18 protein-coding genes and 1 pseudogene are annotated in these 19,991 nt (G+C 69.2%); 5 read left to right on the top strand and 14 right to left on the bottom strand.

Annotation, left to right across the window (positions count from 1 at the left end; all coding sequences use genetic code 11):
* Positions 1–44 precede the first annotated feature (44 nt).
* On the top strand, positions 45–803 hold the full coding sequence (locus BFF78_RS32375) for a transglycosylase SLT domain-containing protein (protein ID WP_069781673.1): 759 nt from the start codon (positions 45–47) through the stop codon (positions 801–803).
* Positions 804–888: 85 nt separating this feature from the next.
* Here the strand turns inward: BFF78_RS32375 and BFF78_RS32370 are convergent, their stop codons facing one another.
* Entirely contained in the window at positions 889–3,474 is a 2,586-nt protein-coding gene (locus tag BFF78_RS32370) for an ABC transporter ATP-binding protein/permease (protein WP_069781672.1), read from the bottom strand.
* 334 nt (positions 3,475–3,808) lie between these two features.
* Positions 3,809–3,970, bottom strand: a complete 162-nt coding sequence (locus BFF78_RS46430; RefSeq protein ID WP_159033090.1) for a hypothetical protein — start codon at positions 3,968–3,970, stop codon at positions 3,809–3,811.
* 883 nt (positions 3,971–4,853) lie between these two features.
* Here BFF78_RS46430 and serB point away from each other — a divergent pair.
* Positions 4,854–6,077: a phosphoserine phosphatase SerB gene (gene serB, locus BFF78_RS32360; protein WP_069781670.1), complete on the top strand. Its 1,224-nt coding sequence runs from the start codon at positions 4,854–4,856 to the stop codon at positions 6,075–6,077.
* 93 nt (positions 6,078–6,170) lie between these two features.
* Here serB and BFF78_RS32355 read toward each other — a convergent pair whose 3' ends face one another.
* From BFF78_RS32355 to BFF78_RS32345, 4 genes are all read right to left on the bottom strand, one after another.
* Entirely contained in the window at positions 6,171–6,689 is a 519-nt protein-coding gene (locus tag BFF78_RS32355) for a SixA phosphatase family protein (RefSeq protein WP_069781669.1), read from the bottom strand.
* 78 nt (positions 6,690–6,767) lie between these two features.
* Positions 6,768–6,974, bottom strand: coding sequence for a hypothetical protein (locus BFF78_RS32350; protein ID WP_069781668.1), 207 nt, complete (start codon positions 6,972–6,974; stop codon positions 6,768–6,770).
* Between the two features lie 181 nt (positions 6,975–7,155).
* On the bottom strand, positions 7,156–7,275 hold the full coding sequence (locus BFF78_RS49270) for an SGM_5486 family transporter-associated protein (protein ID WP_099054974.1): 120 nt from the start codon (positions 7,273–7,275) through the stop codon (positions 7,156–7,158).
* A gap of 197 nt (positions 7,276–7,472) precedes the next feature.
* Complete coding sequence (locus BFF78_RS32345; RefSeq protein WP_069783946.1) at positions 7,473–8,759, bottom strand: CynX/NimT family MFS transporter; 1,287 nt, start codon at positions 8,757–8,759, stop codon at positions 7,473–7,475.
* Positions 8,760–8,883: 124 nt separating this feature from the next.
* Here BFF78_RS32345 and BFF78_RS32340 point away from each other — a divergent pair, with 124 nt between their 5' ends.
* The gene (locus BFF78_RS32340; protein WP_069781667.1) at positions 8,884–9,576 is read left to right on the top strand and encodes a FadR/GntR family transcriptional regulator; all 693 of its coding nucleotides are present in this window, start codon (positions 8,884–8,886) and stop codon (positions 9,574–9,576) included.
* Here the strand turns inward: BFF78_RS32340 and BFF78_RS32335 are convergent.
* The 3 genes from BFF78_RS32335 to fabG form a co-directional block, all read right to left on the bottom strand.
* Positions 9,554–9,931 (bottom strand): hypothetical protein, encoded by a 378-nt coding sequence (locus BFF78_RS32335; protein ID WP_069781666.1) that lies wholly within the window; start codon positions 9,929–9,931, stop codon positions 9,554–9,556. The two genes, BFF78_RS32340 and BFF78_RS32335, sit on opposite strands and share 23 nt — an antisense overlap.
* Positions 9,932–10,140: 209 nt before the next feature.
* A complete protein-coding gene (gene fabI / locus BFF78_RS32330) occupies positions 10,141–10,908 on the bottom strand; it encodes an enoyl-ACP reductase FabI (protein WP_069781665.1) in 768 nt (255 codons plus the stop codon).
* Between the two features lie 5 nt (positions 10,909–10,913).
* A complete protein-coding gene (gene fabG, locus BFF78_RS32325; protein WP_069781664.1) occupies positions 10,914–11,618 on the bottom strand; it encodes a 3-oxoacyl-[acyl-carrier-protein] reductase in 705 nt (234 codons plus the stop codon).
* Positions 11,619–11,841: 223 nt separating this feature from the next.
* Here fabG and BFF78_RS32320 point away from each other — a divergent pair.
* Positions 11,842–13,406: pseudogene (locus BFF78_RS32320) on the top strand (TldD/PmbA family protein).
* Between the two features lie 60 nt (positions 13,407–13,466).
* On the opposite strand, the gene BFF78_RS32315 reads toward BFF78_RS32320, so the two are convergent.
* The 5 genes from BFF78_RS32315 to BFF78_RS32295 all read right to left on the bottom strand — a co-directional run bounded on the left by BFF78_RS32315 (position 13,467) and on the right by BFF78_RS32295 (position 19,268).
* On the bottom strand, positions 13,467–14,594 hold the full coding sequence (locus tag BFF78_RS32315; protein WP_069781663.1) for a tyrosine-type recombinase/integrase: 1,128 nt from the start codon (positions 14,592–14,594) through the stop codon (positions 13,467–13,469).
* A 167-nt stretch (positions 14,595–14,761) separates the two neighbouring features.
* Positions 14,762–14,947, bottom strand: a complete 186-nt coding sequence (locus BFF78_RS32310; protein WP_069781662.1) for a helix-turn-helix domain-containing protein — start codon at positions 14,945–14,947, stop codon at positions 14,762–14,764.
* Complete coding sequence (locus BFF78_RS32305; protein ID WP_335755367.1) at positions 14,944–16,401, bottom strand: replication initiator; 1,458 nt, start codon at positions 16,399–16,401, stop codon at positions 14,944–14,946. The genes BFF78_RS32310 and BFF78_RS32305 overlap by 4 nt, the downstream gene beginning before the upstream one ends.
* A 1,089-nt stretch (positions 16,402–17,490) precedes the next feature.
* Positions 17,491–17,763, bottom strand: coding sequence for a hypothetical protein (locus BFF78_RS32300; protein WP_069781660.1), 273 nt, complete (start codon positions 17,761–17,763; stop codon positions 17,491–17,493).
* A gap of 323 nt (positions 17,764–18,086) precedes the next feature.
* Positions 18,087–19,268, bottom strand: coding sequence for a helix-turn-helix domain-containing protein (locus BFF78_RS32295; RefSeq protein ID WP_069783945.1), 1,182 nt, complete (start codon positions 19,266–19,268; stop codon positions 18,087–18,089).
* A gap of 294 nt (positions 19,269–19,562) precedes the next feature.
* Between BFF78_RS32295 and BFF78_RS49410 the strand changes: the two genes are divergently transcribed.
* The gene (locus tag BFF78_RS49410; RefSeq protein ID WP_257786884.1) at positions 19,563–19,691 is read left to right on the top strand and encodes a hypothetical protein; all 129 of its coding nucleotides are present in this window, start codon (positions 19,563–19,565) and stop codon (positions 19,689–19,691) included.
* Positions 19,692–19,991 lie beyond the last annotated feature (300 nt).

Genomic DNA, 19,991 nt, shown 5'->3' with positions numbered 1-19,991 from the left:
GACGCAGGAGCGACCTCCGCGCTATCGAAGAGGTCCATCAGCCAATGCCCAAGAACATCCTCAGCCGTGCTCATAGTCGTGCCCTGACCAAGCAGCACCGGATCGCCATCGCCGGCGTCGCCGCCCTCGGCACCGCCGCCATCGCCCTCTCGGCCGTGCCCAGCAACGCCGACACCGTCACCACCGGTGCCCCGGCCGCTGCCGCTCAGGTCGCCGCCGGCACGGCGCTGAAGAACGTCAAGGGCACGGTCACCGACCAGCTCGCCACCCAGACGGTCAAGCTGGACACCTTCGCCGCGCAGAAGAAGGCCGCCGACGAGGCCGCCAAGCAGCGCGCCGAGGCCGCCGCCAAGAAGGCCGCCGCGCAGAAGGCCGCCGCCGACGCCGACGCCAGGAAGGCCGCGCAGGACCGCGCCGCCAAGGAGGCCGCGAGCCGCTCCGTCCAGCGTGTCGACATACAGCCGGTCGCCGCGAAGACCTACGCGAACAACCTCGACGGCTGGATCCGGCAGGCGCTGGACATCATGAAGCAGCACAACATCCCGGGCTCCTACAGCGGCCTGCAGCGCAACATCATGCGTGAGTCCTCGGGCAACCCGATGGCCATCAACAACTGGGACATCAACGCCGTCAACGGCATCCCGTCCAAGGGCCTGCTGCAGGTGATCCAGCCCACCTTCAACACCTACCACGTGTCCGGCACGTCGTGGAACATCTACGACCCGGTCGCCAACATCACCGCCGCCGCCAACTACGCGGCCCATCGGTACGGCTCGATGGACAACGTCAACAGCGCGTACTGAGGCCGGCGCGGACCTCTGACGTACGCGAGAAGGGCGGCACCCCGTTGCGGGGTGCCGCCCTTTCGCGTGGTGGCTGGTGCGCCGGCTACTTGCGCATGACCTCCGGCTCGTGGCGGCGCAGGAAGCGGGCCACGAAGAAGCCGCAGATCACACCGAGCACGATCAGCACGAACATGTCCATGCCCCAGGCCCCGGCCGTGTGGTTCCACAGCGGGTCGGTGCTGCCCGGGTCATCGGTGTTCGGGGCGATGTTGTTGAAGTCCAGCGTGGTGCCGGCGGCGGCCACACCCCAGCGCGACGGCATCAGGTAGGAGACCTCGTTCACACCGAGCGTGCCGTGCAGGGTGAAGAGGCAGCCGGTGAAGACGACCTGGATGATCGCGAACATCACGAGCAGCGGCATGGTCTTCTCGGCGGTCTTCACCAGCGAGGAGATCACCAGGCCGACCATCATCGAGGTGAAGCCGAGGGCCATGATCGGCAGGCACAGCTCCAGGAGGGTGGAGCTGCCGAGGATCAGCCCCTGGTCGGGGATGACACGGCTGGAGAAGCCGATCACGCCGACCAGCAGTCCCTGGAGCACGGTGACGGTGCCGAGCACGACCACCTTGGACATCAGGTACGCCGACCGGGACAGGCCGGTCGCCCGCTCCCGCTCGTAGATCACCCGTTCCTTGATCAGCTCACGCACGGAGTTCGCGGCGCCCGCGAAGCAGGCACCGACCGCGAGGATCAGCAGCACCGTGGTGGCCGTGCCGTTGGGGATGTGCAGGCCGGTCTGCGGGTTGATCGCCGCGTTGACCTTCAGACCGCGGTTGTGCTGGATCGGCAGGCTGACCGCGCCGAGGACGGCCGGCAGGACCACGCTCAGCAGCAAAAAGCCCCGGTCGGAGGCGATGACCGACACATAGCGCCGGATCAGGGTCAGCAGCTGCGAGCCCCAGCCCTGCGGCTTGGGCGGCTTCATGGCCACCGGCGGAGGCATGTGGTGGACGGACTGCGGGGCGACGGAGTCGATGTCCGCCGCGTACAGCTGGTAGTGCTCCGAGCCCTTCCAGCGGCCCGCCCAGTCGTAGTCGCGGTAGTTCTCGAAGGCGGAGAAGACGTCGGCCCAGCTGTCGTAGCCGAAGAAGTTCAGCGCCTCCTCCGGCGGGCCGAAGTAGGCCACCGAGCCGCCCGGCGCCATCACCAGCAGCTTGTCGCACAGCGCCAGCTCGGCCACCGAGTGGGTGACCACGAGGACGGTACGGCCGTCGTCGGCGAGGCCGCGCAGCAGCTGCATGACATCGCGGTCCATGCCCGGGTCGAGACCGGAGGTCGGCTCGTCGAGGAAGATCAGCGACGGCTTGGTGAGCAGCTCCAGGGCCACCGAGACACGCTTGCGCTGGCCGCCGGAGAGGGAGGTGACCTTCTTCTCCTTGTGGATGTCCAGCTTCAGCTCGCGCAGCACCTCGTCGATGCGCGCCTCGCGCTCCTGCGCCGTGGTGTCGGCCGGGAAGCGCAGCTTGGCCGCGTACTTCAGGGCCTTCTTGACGGTCAGCTCCTTGTGCAGGATGTCGTCCTGCGGGACCAGCCCGATGCGCTGGCGCAGCTCGGCGAACTGCTTGTACAGGTTGCGGTTGTCGTACAGCACCTCGCCCTGGTTGGCGGGCCGGTAGCCGGTGAGCGCCTTGAGCAGCGTCGACTTGCCGGAACCGGACGGGCCGATGACCGCGACCAGGGACTTCTCCGGTACGCCGAAGGAGACGTCCTTCAGGATCTGCTTGCCGCCGTCGACCGTGACGGTCAGATGGCGCGCGGAGAAGGAGACCTCACCGGTGTCGACGAACTCCTCGAGCCGGTCGCCGACGATCCGGAAGGTGGAGTGGCCGACGCCGACGATGTCGGCCGGGCCCAGCTGGACCGAGCCGCCCTTGGGGATCGGCTGGCCGTTGACATAGGTGCCGTTGTGCGAGCCGAGGTCGCGGATCTCCAGGCGGCCGTCGGGCGTGGCGTGGAACTCGGCGTGGTTCCGGGAGACCTGCAGGTCGGAGACGACCAGGTCGTTCTCCAGGGCACGGCCGATGCGCATCACCCGGCCGACGGAGAACTGGTGGAAGGTGGTCGGGCTGCGGTCGCCGTAGGCCGGCGGCGCCCCCGCGCCACCACCGGGTGCCTTCTGCGCGTACTGATCGGCGGCAGCCGCCTGCTGCTGCGGAAACGCGGGCGCCTGCTGCTGCCAGCCCGGTTGCGGGGCCTGCGGCTGCGCCTGGTGCGGTACGGCCTGCTGGGGGGCCGGTGCCTGCGGCTGAGCCGCCGGCTGCTGCGGGGCCTGCTGGGCCCAGCCCGGCGCGCCTGCGCCCTGCGCGGCGTACGGCGCCTGCTGCGGCTGGCCGGCCGCGGCCCCGGACAGGTTCAGGCGCGGTCCGTCGGTCGCGTTGCCGAGGTGCAGCGCCGCGCCGGGTCCGATCTCCATCTGCTGGATCCGCCGGCCCTGTACGAAGGTGCCGTTGGTGCTGCCGTGGTCCTCGATGACCCAACTGCTGCCGTTGAAGCTGACCGTGGCGTGTCGCCAGGACACCCTGGCGTCGTCGAAGACGATGTCACCCTGCGGATCGCGGCCGAGGGTATAGGGCCTGGACGGGTCCAACGTCCAGGTCCGTCCGTTTGATTCCAGTACGAGTTCCGGCACTCCATGCCCCACTGAGTTGTCCCCCGAGTTACCCCCATCGCAGGGAGTCTAGGGATGTCGAACATCGTGGGGAACTATTTCAGGCTCGGCGCCCTGACCGAAACCCGGGCCTTGCCATGGACACTCTGGGGGCTTCGACTTGCCGCGTCGGCGGGGGTGAAACCGGGCCGGAGAGTGGTAATTCCGGCAAGGGGACGGGCGGGGGCTGCGGTGCTGGGCTGTGGGTCGGGGGCCGAGATGAGGTCCGCGATGGGGGGGGCACGGCCGCGCTCGGCTGGAAGGCACCGAGCCCGACGCCGCCATCGAGATCGCGCCACCCGGGCTGCGCCTGGGCCTACGGCCCCTGGGCACGGCCGGAGTTGTCATCACGCCCGCTGAACTCCTCGCCCGCGCGGGCATGGTGGTGGCGCTCCTCGTCCGAGTCCCGGTTCGGCGGCCGGTACGACGCGCCGGCGACGTACGGCCCGGCACCGTCGCCGCGTCCGGAGGTGGCCACCGTTCGCGGCCCACCCTCAGCCCAGCGCCGTCGGCACCGCAGTGGGCCGGGGTATCGGTCGTCCGGTCCGGCCCGCGCCTCACCGCCAGCCCGGACCACCCCCACGCTCCCCCCGCCGCACCGCGTACTCCAAGCCCCAGCCTCACCCGTGCGCCGCCACGCCCGCCGGCAACACGGCGGCGAACGCCGGGACCCCCGGCCGTACCACCCGGTGCACGGCCCAGCAGCCGGCCGACGGCGGAGCGCACCGGAGGCGAGCAGGGCCTCGCGGCACGGCCGCCTCGTCCACGGTGCACGTGTCCGCGGTGCACGTGTCCGCGGTGGCGCCGAGCGCGGACACGGCGTGCATGAGGCCGCCGATCCGCCTCCCTGCCTCCCTGCCTCCCTGCCCTCCAGGTGCCGGACGGCCTGCGGGCCGAGGAGCTGCCGGGCGCCGGGCCGACGGCCGCCGAGCCCGACCTGCACGGCACCCCCGACCATCGCCGGGCCACCAGATGCCGTTCCCTTGCACGCCCTGGCCGCGGGCCGGCACGGCCCCGCGTCGCTTCCCACCGCGCGGGCCGACGATCGGCGCAGGTGACTCCGCCAGGACCCACTGGGAGACACGGAGGCACGACCGACGCCATCAGGCATCCCGGAGACCCAGCCGGTGCCCGCGCACCCCGCACAGAGACGTTTCCAGCGCCGCTCTGCCTCCCTCCCCGCCCGCCAAGCCCCATCTCGTGGCACAGTCGTGATGGAGCCGGAAGCCGTCCCTCTGCCGATGGGTGCGGTGTCTTCCGGTGGCAAGATCCCCGACACCGGCGCGACACCCACTGTTCCGTGTCCGTCAGGCGGACCTCGACGGCGGTCGGCACTGGGTGCCGGATACGGTGGTGACACCATGAGCGCTTCGCAGACCTCCGCCGCACAGACCCCCGAGGTCCCCACTCTCCTCGTCAAGATCTTCGGCAAGGACAGGCCGGGCATCACGGCGGGCCTCTTCGACACCCTCGCCGCCTACCTCGTCGACGTGGTCGACATCGAGCAGGTCGTCACGCGAGGCCGCCTGGTGCTGTGTGCGCTGGTCACCCAGCCGCCGGCCGGTCTGGAGGGCGATCTGAGGGCCACCGTGCACAGCTGGGCCGAGTCGATGAAGATGCAGGCGGAGATCATCTCGGGGCTCGGCGACAACCGGCCGCGCGGCCTCGGGCGTTCGCTGGTGACCGTCCTCGGGCATCCGCTGACCGCCGAGTCGACGGCCGCCATCGCCGACCGGATCGCGAAGGCCGGTGGCAACATCGACCGTATCTTCCGGCTCGCCAAGTACCCGGTGACGGCGGTGGAGTTCGCCGTTTCCGGTGTGGAGACCGAACCGCTGCGCACGGCCCTGGTCACGGACGCGGCGGCACTGGGTGTCGACGTCGCGGTCGTCGCGGCGGGCCTGCACCGGCGCGCTCAGCGGCTCGTGGTGATGGACGTGGACTCCACCCTGATCCAGGACGAGGTCATCGAGCTGTTCGCGGCGCACGCCGGCTGCGAGGACAAGGTCGCCGAGGTGACGGCGGCGGCGATGCGCGGGGAGCTGGACTTCGAGCAGTCGCTGCACGCGCGCGTGGCGCTGCTGGAGGGGCTGGAGGCGTCCGTGGTGGAGAAGGTGCGCAACGAGGTCCGGCTGACGCCGGGCGCGCGCACCCTGATCCGCACGCTGAAGCGGCTCGGCTACCAAGTCGGTGTCGTCTCGGGTGGCTTCACCCAGGTCACGGACGATCTGAAGGAACGGTTGGGTCTGGACTTCGCGCAGGCCAACACGCTGGAGATCGTCGACGGCAAGCTCACCGGCCGGGTCACCGGCGAGATCGTGGACCGCGCGGGCAAGGCGCGGCTGCTGCGCCGGTTCGCCGCGGAGGCGGGGGTGCCGCTGTCGCAGACGGTGGCGATCGGCGACGGCGCCAACGACCTGGACATGCTGAACGCGGCCGGTCTGGGCGTGGCCTTCAACGCCAAGCCGGTGGTCCGCGAGGCGGCGCACACGGCGGTGAACTTCCCCTTCCTCGACACGGTCCTGTATCTGCTGGGCGTCACCCGCGAAGAGGTCGAGGCGGCCGACACGCACGACGAGGACTGAGCCGGCCCCCTCCCTCGGGCCGTCGGCCCGGATGTCGGGATGCGTGAGGGCCCGGTACCACGCAGGTGCCGGGACCTTACGTACGAGGTGGGGTCACTCGGCGGGTGCCCAGTAGTCCGTCAGGGTGGCCACGCCCGGCTCCAGGCTCTTCCAGGGGCCGTCGAAGGACAGCAGCGCGAAGCCGGCCGCCGGGAAGCCGCGGCGCTCCATCCGCTCGCGGGCGTCGCCCTCGGCCGTGCCGGACAGGATGTCGGCCAGACCGTGGACGCCCGGGTTGTGGCCGATGAGGATCACGTTCCGCACGTCGTCCGGGGTCTCGTTGAACACGGCGATCAGCTCGCCGGGCGAGGCGTCGTAGACCCGCTCCTCGTAGACGGTCTTCGGCCGGTGCGCCAGCTCGTGGACGGCGAGCTTCCAGGTCTCGCGGGTCCGGGTCGCGGTGGAGCACAGGGCCAGGTCGAAGGTGATACCGGTGTCGGCCAGCTTGCGTCCGGCGACCGCGGCGTCCATGCGGCCGCGCTCGGCGAGCGGGCGCTCATGATCGGACACCTGGGGCCAGTCGGCTTTCGCATGCCGGAAGAGGACGATCCTGCGAGGTTCTGCGGCGCTCATGAGATCCAGCTTCGCATGAAACAGGCCAGGCGGCGCAGGGAGTTGACATGCGGATTCACCGCGTACGGGGGCTCCGGGTCAGCGCGCGAGGAGCTGATGGGCGCGCTCGAAGAGGTGCGTGATCGCCGGGTCGCCGCTCGCCGCGTGCGCGTCCGACGGGTTCAGTATCAGCGCCAGGAGCGCGACGAAGGCGAGCGCGGGCAGGGCGAGGGCCCACCAGGGCAGCCGCATGTCGACGCCGCCCGCGGTCGCCGGGTGAGGCCGGGAGTGGGTGTGGGCCGACATGATCGCCTCCGTGGGTCTTCGCGCGGGTCATGACCGGGTGTCGCGGTCACCACTCGAAGCTACGGAATCCGGGGCCGCCAACCCATCCGGACTTCCACCCAGTTGACCCTGACCCTCACCCCCTAGGGGATGGTGGGGCTAGCCCCACCACCCGCCGGAAGACGCGGGCCGGGACCGGCCGTCAGGGGGAGGCGAGGGTCGCGATGACGGCGATGATCACGAAGATGGCGAGGAACGAGCCGAAGACGAGCAGCATCTTCTTCTGGCCGTTCTGCGGGTTCGGGTCGAGCACAGGCTGCATGCGCCCAGTCTCGCACCCTCCGCTCAGCGGGGGTCGGCCGGGGCGGTCGGTTCGCCCAGCGCCACAGGCCCACCGGCCCACCGGCCCACAGCCACCGCGTCAGCACATCCCCACCGCCCTGGCCGGGAGTCCGTGCACGCCCCCTCCGGCCCCGGACCACACCCACCCGCGTATCGCACCCCCGTCCCCTCCCCGGGTCAGCGTGCGGTCGCCTCGTCCTCGACCGTGCGGTCGCGGCCCGCCAGGAAGCCGACCGCCATCTGCGGCAGCATCAGGCCCGCCATGAGGGCGATCGGCAGTCCCCAGCCGCCGCTGTGCTGGTAGAGCACGCCGACCAGCAGCGGGCCGGGAATGGAGATCAGATAGCCGGTGCTCTGCGCGAACGCGGACAGCTGGGCCACGCCGGGCCCGCTCCTGGCCCGCATGCCGACCATCGTCAGGGCCAGCGGGAAGGCGCAGTTGGAGACGCCGAGCAGCAGCGCCCAGGCCCAGGCGCCGGCGGCCGGTGCGACGTACAGGCCGGAGTATCCGGCGAGGCCGCACGCGCCCAGGACCAGCACGATCGGCCCCTGGTGGGGCAGCCGGGTGGCGACCCGCGGGATGACGAAGGCCAGCGGCACGCCCATCACCATGGTGACGGCGAGCAGCACACCCGCGGTGCCGGCCGGGACGCCGGCGTCCCGGAAGATCTGCGGCATCCAGCCCATGGTGATGTAGGCGGCGGTGGCCTGGAGGCCGAAGAAGACCGCGAGCGCCCAGGCGGTGCGGCTGCGGGTGATGCGCACGGGCGCGTGCCGTTCCTCCGCGCGCTCTGCCTGGGCCGGGCGCTGCCGCGGCCGTGCGGACGCGGTGCCGCGGTCCCGTACGAGCGGCAGCCAGGGCAGTACGGCGGCGCCCGCGAGGGCGGCCCACACGGCGAGGCCGGACTGCCAGCCGCCGCCCATGGCGTCGGTCAGGGGCACGGTCACCGCGGCGGCGAGGGAGGTGCCGAGGGCGAGGGCCATCGAGTACAGGCCGGTCATGGAGCCGACCCGGTCGGGGAACCAGCGCTTGACGATGACCGGCATGAGCACGTTGCTGACGGCGATGCCCATCAGGGCGAGCGCGCTGGCGGCCAGGAAGCCGGCCGTGCTGCCGGCGAACGGCCGTATCAGCAGGCCCGCGGTGATGGCGGCCATGCCGGCGCACACCACGGCGGACGCCCCGAACCGGCGGGCCAGCCGGGGCGCGGTGATGCCGAAGACCGCGAAGCACAGCGGGGGCACGGAGGTGAGCAGTCCGGCCACGCTGCCGCTCATGCCGAGCCCGTCGCGGACCTCCTCCAGGAGCGCGCCGAGGCTGGTGATGGCCGGGCGGAGGTTCAGCGCGGACAGCACGATGCCGACGACGACCAGGCGGCTCGCCCACGCGCGCGTGCGGCCCGCGCCGGGGGTCGTCTCGGGGGTGCTCGCCGCGGCTGTCGTACCGCGTTCGGTCGGTGACATCGCCGCACGGGTCTCCACTGTCCTGGTTTCCTCACTAGCCATGAGACCCATCATAGAATCATGGGATGATTGACTGTCCATCCCGGGGACCTCTCCGCCCCGGCCCGTCGTGCGAAGGTGTGCCATGCCTCTGAGCCACCCGCGCCGTTCGGCGCTGTCCGAGCAGGTCATCGCCGCATTGCGCAACCAGATCACCTCCGGCGAGTGGCCGGTCGGCTCACGCATCCCGACCGAGCCGGAACTGGTGGAGCAGCTCGGAGTGGCCCGCAACACCGTCCGTGAGGCCGTTCGCGCGCTCGCCCACAACGGTCTGCTGGACATCCGGCAGGGCTCCGGCACCTATGTGGTGGCCACGAGCGAGCTCGCCGGTGTGATGCACCGGCGGTTCGCCGAGGCCGACCCCCGGCACATCGCGGAGCTGCGCGCCGCGCTGGAGTCGGCCGCGGCGAAGCTGGCCGCCGAGCGCCGTACCGAGAAGGACCTCAAGCAGCTGGACGCGCTGCTGGAGCGGCGCGAGGTGGCCTGGGAGACGGGCGAGGCGGAGGCCTTCGTGACCGCCGACGCCACCTTCCACCTGGCCGTCGTGGCCGCCTCCCACAACGACGCGATGACGGCGATGTACGCCGATCTGGGCGAGGTGCTGCGGGACTGGCTGCGCGCGGACGTGGGCGCGGAGCTGACACCGGAGACGCACATGGATCACGCGCGCCTGGTGGACGCGATCCGCACCGGTGACGCGGAGGCGGCGGCGACCGAGGCCGCCAGCTATCCGTTCCTGTGCCGGCCGGGCCGGTTCAGTGCTCGTTCTGGTGGCTGATCCAGACGGACCGGACTTCCTTCCAGCACCGGCCCGTGAGCCGTACGGTCATGGCGGGTCCGGTGTCCACCGGTGCGCTGTCGGTGTCGATGTCCCACCAGCGGGCGCACTCGATGTGCAGTCGCAGGCGATCGGTGTCGACATAGGGATTGTGGCAGTAGGCCACCACATGGGAGCCGTGGACGGCCGTACGGCAGGCGGCCCCGAAGAGGTCCGGCGCGGCCGGCTTTCCGTCGTCCACGCGCGCGTGGGGCTTCCCGTCGTCCACACGCGCGTACGGCATCGCGTCGTACGGCAGGGAGAGCACGAGGGCCACGGCCACCGTCACCGGGGCCAGGCTGCGGGACAGGCGCACAAGGGGGACCTCCTCTGCCGGGCTGCGGAGGAACGCGCGTGTGGGCGCGTAATGCCAGAGTGCGCCGCCCGGTCCGGTGCGCGCCCGGCCGGGCAACCGAACGGGTGACGCCCGCGCGCCTCGGTCTCCCTGAGCCCCTACGGTACGGCTGAGGCCCGCGCCCCCCGAAGGGGTGCGGGCCTCAGCCGTCGGTCACGCCTCGGCGGCGGTCACGCGCCGATCGCGTGCAGACCGCCGTCGACGTGGATGATCTCGCCGGTGGTCTTCGGGAACCAGTCGCTCAGCAGGGCGACGATGCCGCGGCCCGCCGGCTCCGGGTCCTTCAGGTCCCACTCCAGCGGGGACCGGGAGTCCCACACGGAGGCCAGCTCGCTGAAGCCCGGGATGGACTTGGCTGCCATGGAGCCGATCGGGCCCGCGGAGATGAGGTTGCAGCGGATGTTCTGCTTGCCCAGGTCGCGCGCCATGTAGCGGTTGGTCGCCTCCAGGGCGGCCTTGGCCGGGCCCATCCAGTCGTACTGCGGCCACGCGAACTGCGCGTCGAAGGTGAGGCCGACGACCGAGCCGCCGTTCTGCATCAGCGGCAGGCAGGCCATGGTGAGCGACTTCAGGGAGTACGCCGAGACGTGCATGGCGGTGGCCACGGACTCGAACGGCGTGTTGAGGAAGTTGCCGCCGAGCGCGTCCTGCGGCGCGAAGCCGATGGAGTGCACGACGCCGTCGAGGCCGCCCAGCTCCTCGCCGACGATGTCGGCCAGCCGGCCGAGGTGCTCGTCGTTGGTGACGTCCAGCTCGATGACCTTGGTGGGCTTGGGCAGCTTCCTGGCGATGCGCTCGGTCAGCGTGGGCCGCGGGAACGCGGTCAGGATGATCTCGGCGCCCTGCTCCTGGGCCAGCTTGGCCGCGTGGAAGGCGATGGAGGACTCCATCAGCACACCGGTGATCAGGACGCGCTTGCCCTCGAGGATTCCGCTCATGGTGATCAGTGACCCATTCCCAGTCCGCCGTCAACGGGGATGACGGCTCCAGTGATGTACGAGGCGTCGTCCGAGGCGAGGAACCGCACCGTCGCGGCGATCTCCTCCGGCTGCGCGTAACGGCCGAGCGGCACCTGCGAGACGATGTTCTGGCGCTGCTCGTCGGTGAGCACCTTGGTCATGTCGGTGTCGACGAAACCGGGCGCGACGACGTTGAAGGTGATGTTGCGCGAGCCCAGCTCACGGGCGAGGGAGCGCGCGAAGCCGACCAGGGCGGCCTTGGAGGCGGCGTAGTTCGCCTGGCCCGCCGAGCCGAGCAGGCCGACCACGGACGAGATCAGGACGACGCGGCCCTTCTTGGCGCGCAGCATGCCGCGGTTGGCGCGCTTGACGACGCGGAAGGTGCCGGTGAGGTTGGTGTCGATGACCGAGGTGAAGTCCTCCTCGGACATGCGCATCAGGAGCTGGTCCTTGGTCACGCCGGCGTTGGCGATCAGGACCTCGACCGGACCGTGCTGGTCCTCGATCTCCTTGTAGGCCTGCTCCACCTGCTCCGGATCGGTGATGTCGCACTTGACGGCGAGGAAGCCGGCCGGCGGCTCACCCGAGCGGTACGTGATCGCGACCTTGTCGCCGGCGTCGGCGAATGCGCGGGCGATGGCGAGGCCGATGCCCCGGTTTCCTCCGGTGACGAGAACCGAGCGGCTCAACGGATCACCCTTTCGATAGCGGTCTGCAGATGTCCGACAACCCGCCCGCGCACCTGGGTGACAGGCGGCGATGACAGGCGGCTTCATCGAAAACCTATCGGTACGGCCGTCGCCGTGGGCAATCGGGCACCGACAGTGGCGCGGGGAAGTCACTGTCGGATCCCTACAGAACGATCCGGGCCCCGGCCCCGAAACGTGTGGTCCGCCGGGCCGCTCCCACGACATGATCGGACCGACAGGCCACGACAGCAGGGAGACCTCCGTGCCTCATTCCATCGACGAAGCCTTCACTGCGCTTCCCCTACGGGCCCTGGCCGACGCCGCGCTGGCACGCGCGCGTGCGCTCGGGCCGAGCACGCGGACTTCCGGTTCGAGCGGGTGCGCAGCGCGTCTTGGCGGCTGCGGGACGCCAAGCCCGCCGGATCGTCGGACACCACCGACCTCGGGTACGCGGTCCGGGTCGTGCACGGCGGTACGTGGGGCTTCGCCTCCGGGGTGGACCTGACCCTGGACGCGGCGGCCAGGGTCGCCTCCCAGGCGGTGGCCATGGCCAAGCTGTCCGCGCAGGTCATCAAGGCCGCCGGGGCGGACGAGCGGGTGGAGCTGGCCGACGAGCCGGTGCACACCGACCGGACGTGGGTGTCGTCGTACGAGATCGATCCCTTCTCGGTGCCCGACGAGGAGAAGGCGGCGCTGCTGGCGGACTGGAGCGCCCGGCTGCTGGCCGCGCACGGGGTCAGCCATGTGGACGCCTCGCTGCTCACCGTGCACGAGAACAAGTTCTATGCCGACACCGCGGGGACCGTGACGACCCAGCAGCGGGTGCGGCTGCACCCGGAGCTGACCGCGGTGTCGGTGGACGAGTCCAGCGGCGAGTTCGACTCGATGCGCACGCTCGCGCCGCCGGTCGGCCGGGGCTGGGAGTACCTGACCGGCACCGGCTGGGACTGGGACGGCGAGCTGGAGCGGATCCCGGAGCTGCTCGCCGAGAAGATGCGCGCCCCGAGCGTGGAGCCGGGCCTGTACGACCTGGTGGTCGACCCGTCCAACCTGTGGCTGACCATCCACGAGTCCATCGGCCACGCCACCGAGCTGGACCGCGCGCTCGGCTACGAGGCCGCCTACGCCGGCACCTCCTTCGCCACCTTCGACCAGCTCGGCAAGCTCAAGTACGGCTCCGAGCTGATGAACGTCACCGGTGACCGCACCGCCGAGCACGGCCTCGCGACCATCGGGTACGACGACGAGGGCGTCCAGGCGCAGTCCTGGGACCTGGTGAAGGAAGGCACGCTGGTCGGCTACCAGCTGGACCGGCGGATCGCACGGCTCACCGGCTTCGACCGGTCCAACGGCTGCGCGTACGCCGACTCCCCCGCCCATGTGCCGGTGCAGCGCATGGCCAACGTCTCGCTGCGGCCGGACCCTGCGGGGCTGTCCACCGAGGACCTGATCGGCGGGGTCGACCGGGGCATCTACGTGGTCGGCGACCGGTCCTGGTCGATCGACATGCAGCGGTACAACTTCCAATTTACGGGTCAGAGGGCATACATGATCCGGAACGGCCGCCTTGAGGGGCAGGTCAGGGACTTTGCATATCAGGGGGTCACCCCCCAGTTCTGGGGCTCCATGGAAGCAGTCGGAGGCCCCCAGACCTACGTGCTAGGAGGGGCCTTCAACTGCGGAAAAGCCCAGCCGGGGCAGGTCGCTTCCGTGTCTCACGGGTGCCCGTCCGCAATGTTTCGGAGTGTGAATATCTTGAACACTGCGAACGAGTCCGGCCGCTCCTGAGAGAGCGACCCAACGGGCCAGAAGTCTGCACCAGGTCGACACGCGATCACAGCGAACCACCTACGCCACGTCGTCCCAGTCCTCGATGTCGTCCTCAGAGGGCGTCAGCAAGGGCGGGACGATGAGGCCCTTGAAGGGCTCCAGCTTGAGCCCCAGGCGGTTGTGCATGGTGCGGGCGCCACGGTCCATGGCCCGGCGGACGAGGTGGCCGTACACCAGTTCCGTGGTCCGAGTGGTGCGGTGCCCGACCCACGCCGCCACCTCGAAGAGCGGGATCTGAGCGTGAATGGCTTCCGAGACGAAGAAGTGCCGGAAGCTCTTCGGGGTGTACTGCGGAGTCCCCGCCAGCTTGGCCGCCGCCTTGAACTGATCCAGAAACCAGTCATACGACGGGTGGCGGTCGTTCAGCCGAGGTGACTCGAAGAACCAGCCTCGGTCTCCCCACGTGCCGAAGGCGTCGATGTGATCGTTGAAGATCTCGTTGATTGATTGGGGAACGGGAGTCTTCCGCGCCTGTTCGAAGGCGCGATGCTTCGTGCCCCGCTTCACGCCGCGCCGGTATCCAGAGATTTCCTGGCAGCCGTAGGCCGAGACTTGGTGATCCACGGCAAGGATGCTGCGCTCCCAGTCCATGGACTCATCGGACAGCGCCAGGGACTCTCCCGGACGCGTCCCGCAACCCGCCATGGCCCAGAAGCCAGCACGGATCAGCTTCGGAGCCTCTGCGATGATCCCCAGAACCTCTTCCATGGTCGGGATGTCTTCGTCGGTGACCGGAGTTACTTGCTGACCCGAGCGCCTACGGGGGTTCGCTTTCTTACACGGATTGCGGCCAATGATCTCGGCTGCTACCGCATAGTTGAAGACGGATGAGAGGACGTTCTTGCGTCCATTGATTCCGGTTTCCTTGTAGCCGCGCTCCTTCTGGTCCGCCTCCCATTCCAGGATGGTTGTCGGCGTGATACTGCCGATTGGTTTGTTCCCGAAGAATGGCCCGTAGTGGTTGTCGTAGACGCTCTGGTAATTCCTTTTCGAGGACTCTTCCAGAGTTCCCGCCTCAACCCACTCGTGCCAGACCTGCTGGAACGTCCGTTGTCCTGCCTTGGGATTGATATAGGTCCCCAAGTCCTTGTCCCGCTCAACCTTGACCGCGAACGCTTCCGCGTCTTCGAGCTTCTTGAAGGACACCTGTCGCGGCTTGCCTGCCCTACCCCCGGGCTCCCGGTACGTCACCCGGTACGGCTTGTGAGGGCACGTGGGTTTCTTGCGCCGGGGGCAGGTGCAGTCTTCCTTCTTGATGGTCGCCACGCTTGTTAACCCCTCACATGTTGATTGGTTGGTGACTGATAGTCAGCCTAGTCTCGCTGCATGCGCCCCTCAACCCAGTTGTGCAGATCGCGAGTTCGGAAGCGGACATGCTTGCCGACCTTGAGGAACGGGATGCCCCAGCGCCGGTACGAGTCCATGAGGACCCGCTTCGTCACGCCGAGTTCTGCGGCTGCCTCGTCCGGCGTCATGAGCAGGTTGCTGCCACCCCTCACAGCTCCCACCCCCGCCCCTCGTCCTCTATCGCTTCCCGGGCCAGTTGGCGGCTCATGACGTGGTCTTCTGCGATCCCGGCAGCGACCAGGGCAGCGCCGGCGGTGTAGCCGGAGCCGACGTAGCGCCAGTTCGAGTCCGTGACGACGGCAGGACTGTCGGTCGGGTCCGTATCGCCACGCCGGTACTCGGCCCGTTCCTCGCGAAGGGCCGTGTACGTGGTGGAGTAGCGGCGGGATTTGGTGAGGATGTGGCCCCGGTAGCCGAGCGTGTGAGCCCAGGAGCGCAGCCGGAGGCGTTCCAGTTCCGGCAGGCCGCCAAGGCGCCAGCACGTAGCCATCAGGGCCCCCACGTGCGATGTGACGACGGCTGCGTGGATGTCGTCCAGGCTGGTGACGCGGTAGTCCAGTCCGGCACCGGTTTCGGCCGTTCCCTTGGAGACGTACTTGGCCACGTAGGCAGCGACCGCGTCATCGGTGGGTCCCTCGTCGTCGGCGAAGGACCAGATGGGCCGTACGGCCAACTGTGTGCCGAAGGCGAGGAGTTCGGTTCCGTAGGCGTCCGATCCCGGGACGCGCACGTTCGCCGATTGCGCAGCCGTGTGTACGGCGTCGGTGAGCAGTTGGGCCGTGGCCCAGTCGGGGGAAGGGTCGCCGGGGCCTGCCGGACCATCGAGGCGTACCACCCCGTGGAAGTGGATGGCTGCGCGCTTCTGGTACTCGGCGACCTTGGCGAAGGACACCACCAGGTGGTCACGGAGCTTGGAGCGCGGGATCCCTGCGGCGGAGGCGAGGTGACGCCGTACGGCGGTGGTGAACCGGTCCCACAGGCGCCCGGCGTGCGCGTGCCACAGCACATGGGCCACGTGGTCGTAGCAGTCCGCGCACAGCGGACGGCCCAGCGCCGTGTCATTCTCGGCGTGCACCAGGCCGCAGCCGACCGGACGCCCGTGTTCGCACTCTCCGCCGTCCCGGCGCGGTCGGCATCGCTCACCATCGAGGAAGCGATGGACTGACCCGAATGAGGGCGCCGTCAGCGTGACGAACAAACGGGGCTGATTACGCACCGCACCGGGCACGTTCTTGCCACCGGACAGGCCCGCGCGGATCAGCTGATAGGTGTCGCCCGCATGCAGGTAGGAGCACGGCTCACAGACCGACGCGCGGCGGTTACGGCAGCGCACGGCCAGCCGCTCACCCGGCTCCCCAGCAGTCGAATAGGAAGAGATCAGCTCACCCGTCAGCGCATCGCGGGTGACCGTGGAGCCAGACAGATAGATCGGATGGGCACAACCCCCAATGGCTCTGATCTGCTCCAGCCAGCGCGGAAACAGGGGGTCGTTGGCCAGACGGATGATGTCCCGATCAGCATCGGAGAGCATCCGCAAACGCTTTTCACGCTCCAGCTCAGCGGAGCGGCTATTTGAAGTGGTCACCTCGTGCGAGGTGTTGAACACAGGGCACCTCCAAAACGGACGGACAGGGAGGAGCGCGAGCAGAGACGCAGGCGTGAGTCATGTCTGAAATCTCCTTGGCTTTGACTTGGCTTGAATTGATGCAGTGTCTGAAATGAGAGCGGGTGTCGAGGCAGCGTGAGAGAGAACGAAGACAGAGAAGGCAGAAGAAGGCTGAAGGCGTGATATCTGCTGAAGAAAGTCTGTGTCTATGTCTGTGTCTGAGATTCGCTGAAAGAAGGCTCGTCGCTCGAACACCCATGATCCCAGAGGCACCCCGGGGACGCCAACGAATTACCGCCGCAGGCAGAGCACTTGAGGCGTGGCCGGAGAGAACCCCATGGGGACCGTACCGGTGGGGACCGTACCGGGTTGTCTGAGGAGCCTGGTCAGCCGGATGCGCCCCGGACCATGCGCACACCGGGAAGCGGGAGCGGGCAGCGGTGCAGGACAGGTGTCGGAAGCTGTCTTCACTTCCTCCAGGCGCGCCACGGCGCGCCGCCGGGGCGGCTTGCCGCACCCCGGCCCGGCATGCGGCCTTCGGCCGGTCCGGTCCGGGGCGCCACCGCCCCGGCGCATACCAGGCGACCAGAGAGCGCGAGCCAGCTCCTCACAGCCCACCTTGCCCGACCCGCCCCGTGTACTCATTCACCGTGGCTCACGCCCTCCAGACGCCCACAGCGCCGATCCGGCCCACCGTGTTCACCGGCCCGCTACGTCCGGCGCGCTCACCCTCGTTCCCCCAGAACAGGCCACCGCGCAAACCCTCTGTGGCTGGGGCCGACGGCCGTAGAGGATTTTAGGCAGCCACCATGGGGCGAGCCTCGAAGAACAGGGGGCCGATCGGGCTATTGCGGGCAGGTCCCAAAGACTGCCCGATCCGCTGGCGAGCGTAAGGCCCCCTGTTCACTCGCCCCATGGCAGCTCCAGCCCAAAATCCACTCCGGCCGGCGGCGTGCCCACAGCGCGCCATCACGACACCACACGCCCAGACGGCACAGAGCCCCGTCCGAGACCCGGGGGAGGGGGAGGGGTCACAGACGGGGCAGCCGACTCGCTGAGCCTTGATTCGCCGTCCTCAGCGAGCCGGGGTCATTCGTCCTGTGTCACACGGGCGTGATCGGCCACGACACAGCCGTCTGGCGCGGTCTCGACACGCGCAGGTGACGCCATCAGATGCGCCGCTACCTTCTGCACCACATCAGCGTTCCACGTCCCCATAGCCACCATCGGACGCCCGTCCGGCGCCACGCGCGGAGCCAGCCAGCCAAGATCCCGCCTCGGAATCCCAATCGCCAGCAATGCCTGGACCAGCGCCTCATGCGCGTCAGCAGCGGCCCGCTTGCTGCTCCTGTAGATCTCCATAGGGATCACTGTCCCGCCCCCTTCGGTGCGCAAGCCGTGTGCCAGTAGGCCACGCTCGGAGACGAGTCCCGACGAGCCAGCAACCCCCGGCGGCAGCTCTCAAGGGTCTTGATCGGCACACCGCATGCCGGGCACGTTTCACCGGCCGGGGCGTAGGTCGTGTACTCCCACTGACGCGCGTCGGCGTCGGCCGTGGTCATGCACTCACGGACAGCTGTCTCTGCTGCTCTACCTTGGGTCGCCATGCATATGACGCTATGTAACGGCAGGAACACACCTCAATGGCACTTTGATGAAGGGCCAGCCCGAAGTGCCACGCCGAGTCACACCGGTACGCCGATCGCGTCAGCCAGGTCCCGCATCTCCTGCGTGAGGGTGCGCCGACGCGCGATCACTCGGCCGAAGATGTCCCGCGCGTAGCGTTGGTTAGGCAGCCACTGTGGAGCGTCCGCACGGATGCCCTGCAAGACCTCAACCGTCTTCGCGTAGTCACGGGAGCGGACATGCGCCTCCGCCACGTCCAGGAGGTGACGGTTGCGGTTGTTGGAGGTGGGCCGCATGCCACTGGTCGGGATGCGCTGCGAGAGCTTGAGCACCAAGTCCGGCTTGTCGACGATCATGGCATTCTCGGCCCGCTTCAGAGCCACCGTGACCGGCCCGAACGCCTGCAAGAAGTCGTCGCGCGGAGCAAACTCCCGCCCCATCGCGACCGCCGCCGAGTTGGCGTAGCGCAACGCGTCTTCGGCCTCCCCAGACCGGTTGTCCCGGATCGCAGCAGCGGAGGCCCGCAACAGCAGCCAGCCCCAGGCGCTCAGCTCCGCCGGGGTCGCCCGCGAAATACGAGGCTCGACCTCATCCGCCCACCGCGTTGCCAGCTCCCGCGCCTCAGACAGCCGACCGCGCCGCAGCAAGAGCCAGCACTGTGTGCTCACCGTCGCCGCCGCCTGAAGCCGATCCGACGACTCCTCCAGCGACCGGGACAGCGCGATGTCAGCCGCCTCGAACTGCCGAGTCTGGGTGAGCAGCCAGCCTGTGAGCTGTGAGAGCCGGACGCGTACGGCCCGCCCCTCCGAGCCACTCTCGGCGATCAGGTCAGCGTCCCGCAGCAAGGGGGGAAGGATCACGCTCAGCTCTGCGAAACGATCACCCGAGAAAAGCGGCAGAGCCGATTCCATGGCGTCCCGCACGCCGCCGACAGTCGGCTCTTCCGTGACCCCGTCAGCCCGCACCGGCGCCACGAGCGCACGCCGGACAGCCTCCCAACGATCATCAGCGCCAGGCGCCGTCTCGGGATCGTCCTCGTGATCAGCAATGAGGTTCGTCGTAGGCACCCGCAGCGCCTGTGCCAGCCGACGCGCAGTCTCCAGGCGTGTGTCAGCCCGTTCCCCTTGCTCCAGCTTCCGGATCAAGGACAGGGACACGCCTGACTCGCTCGCTAGCTGACGCTGCGTCATGCCGCGTCGCTTGCGTACGTCCTGAAGCCGCTTGCCAATGTCGGCACTCATGATTCGAGCGTACGGCCACCGCTGCATGTGCATGCGGGCGAGCGATGGAATCCGATGCGGAAGCATTGCCAACGCGGGGCGGGAGAACGCGTCGTCACCCTCGTCAACTGTTCCTGGCTGTGCTGCACAACCGGCACCAGCGCCTCACGCGCGCATGCGCGTGCGCGCAAGGCCACCGAATACGGGCCCCCTCCAACCTCAAGAAAAGCTCAGACCAATGGTTTAGTTCCAGTGCCGGGCGGCGGGGTACCCATGGCATCCTCGTGGCCTCGCCGAGAGGAACGAGGAGGAATAGTGCTTGATCGACACCCGGCCAAGCCCCGTACGCGCAGTTGGTCGGACGCCGAACGTTGGCAGGTCTACCTGGCGGCAGCGGGGTTGATCGTGGCGATCATCGCCACCGTGGGGCAGTTCATGCAGTAACGGCCTCACCAAAACACGGGACGGTCGCTCGGGAGCTGCACATGCAGCGAGCCCGGCCGACTGCTACGCGACCGGGCTCGGGAACTGCGCTGGAGGGTCTGATTCGGGGTGCTGCCCGACTCGGGCCCTCCAGTGTCGTACGGGTGCTAGAAAGCTCCCGCTGCGGCGACACAAGGTACCGCACCTAGATGACTCCGGAGCCGCTTCCAGCGGACGTTTTCCATGACGCCCAGAGCTTGATCATCACCCCGAACCAGCTGGTCAGACCAGAGATGGCTTCCCCTCCGAGGCAAGAATTGC

The sequence above is a fragment of the Streptomyces fodineus genome, assembly GCF_001735805.1.
Lineage (GTDB): Bacteria > Actinomycetota > Actinomycetes > Streptomycetales > Streptomycetaceae > Streptomyces > Streptomyces fodineus.
Note: the sequence above shows the minus strand (reverse complement) of the source record. Positions and strands in the feature narration are given on the sequence as shown.

Bases quoted from the DNA above. Each gene is read 5' to 3' on its own strand.
- BFF78_RS32375 (WP_069781673.1), top strand. From the start codon at position 45: ATGCCCAAGAACATCCTCAGCCGTGCTCATAGTCGTGCCCTGACCAAG.
- serB (WP_069781670.1), top strand. From the start codon at position 4,854: ATGAGCGCTTCGCAGACCTCCGCCGCACAGACCCCCGAGGTCCCCACT.
- BFF78_RS32355 (WP_069781669.1), bottom strand. From the start codon at position 6,689: ATGAGCGCCGCAGAACCTCGCAGGATCGTCCTCTTCCGGCATGCGAAA.
- BFF78_RS32350 (WP_069781668.1), bottom strand. From the start codon at position 6,974: ATGTCGGCCCACACCCACTCCCGGCCTCACCCGGCGACCGCGGGCGGC.
- BFF78_RS49270 (WP_099054974.1), bottom strand. From the start codon at position 7,275: ATGCAGCCTGTGCTCGACCCGAACCCGCAGAACGGCCAGAAGAAGATG.
- BFF78_RS32345 (WP_069783946.1), bottom strand. From the start codon at position 8,759: ATGTCACCGACCGAACGCGGTACGACAGCCGCGGCGAGCACCCCCGAG.
- BFF78_RS32340 (WP_069781667.1), top strand. From the start codon at position 8,884: ATGCCTCTGAGCCACCCGCGCCGTTCGGCGCTGTCCGAGCAGGTCATC.
- fabI (WP_069781665.1), bottom strand. From the start codon at position 10,908: ATGAGCGGAATCCTCGAGGGCAAGCGCGTCCTGATCACCGGTGTGCTG.
- BFF78_RS32300 (WP_069781660.1), bottom strand. From the start codon at position 17,763: ATGGAGATCTACAGGAGCAGCAAGCGGGCCGCTGCTGACGCGCATGAG.
- BFF78_RS32295 (WP_069783945.1), bottom strand. From the start codon at position 19,268: ATGAGTGCCGACATTGGCAAGCGGCTTCAGGACGTACGCAAGCGACGC.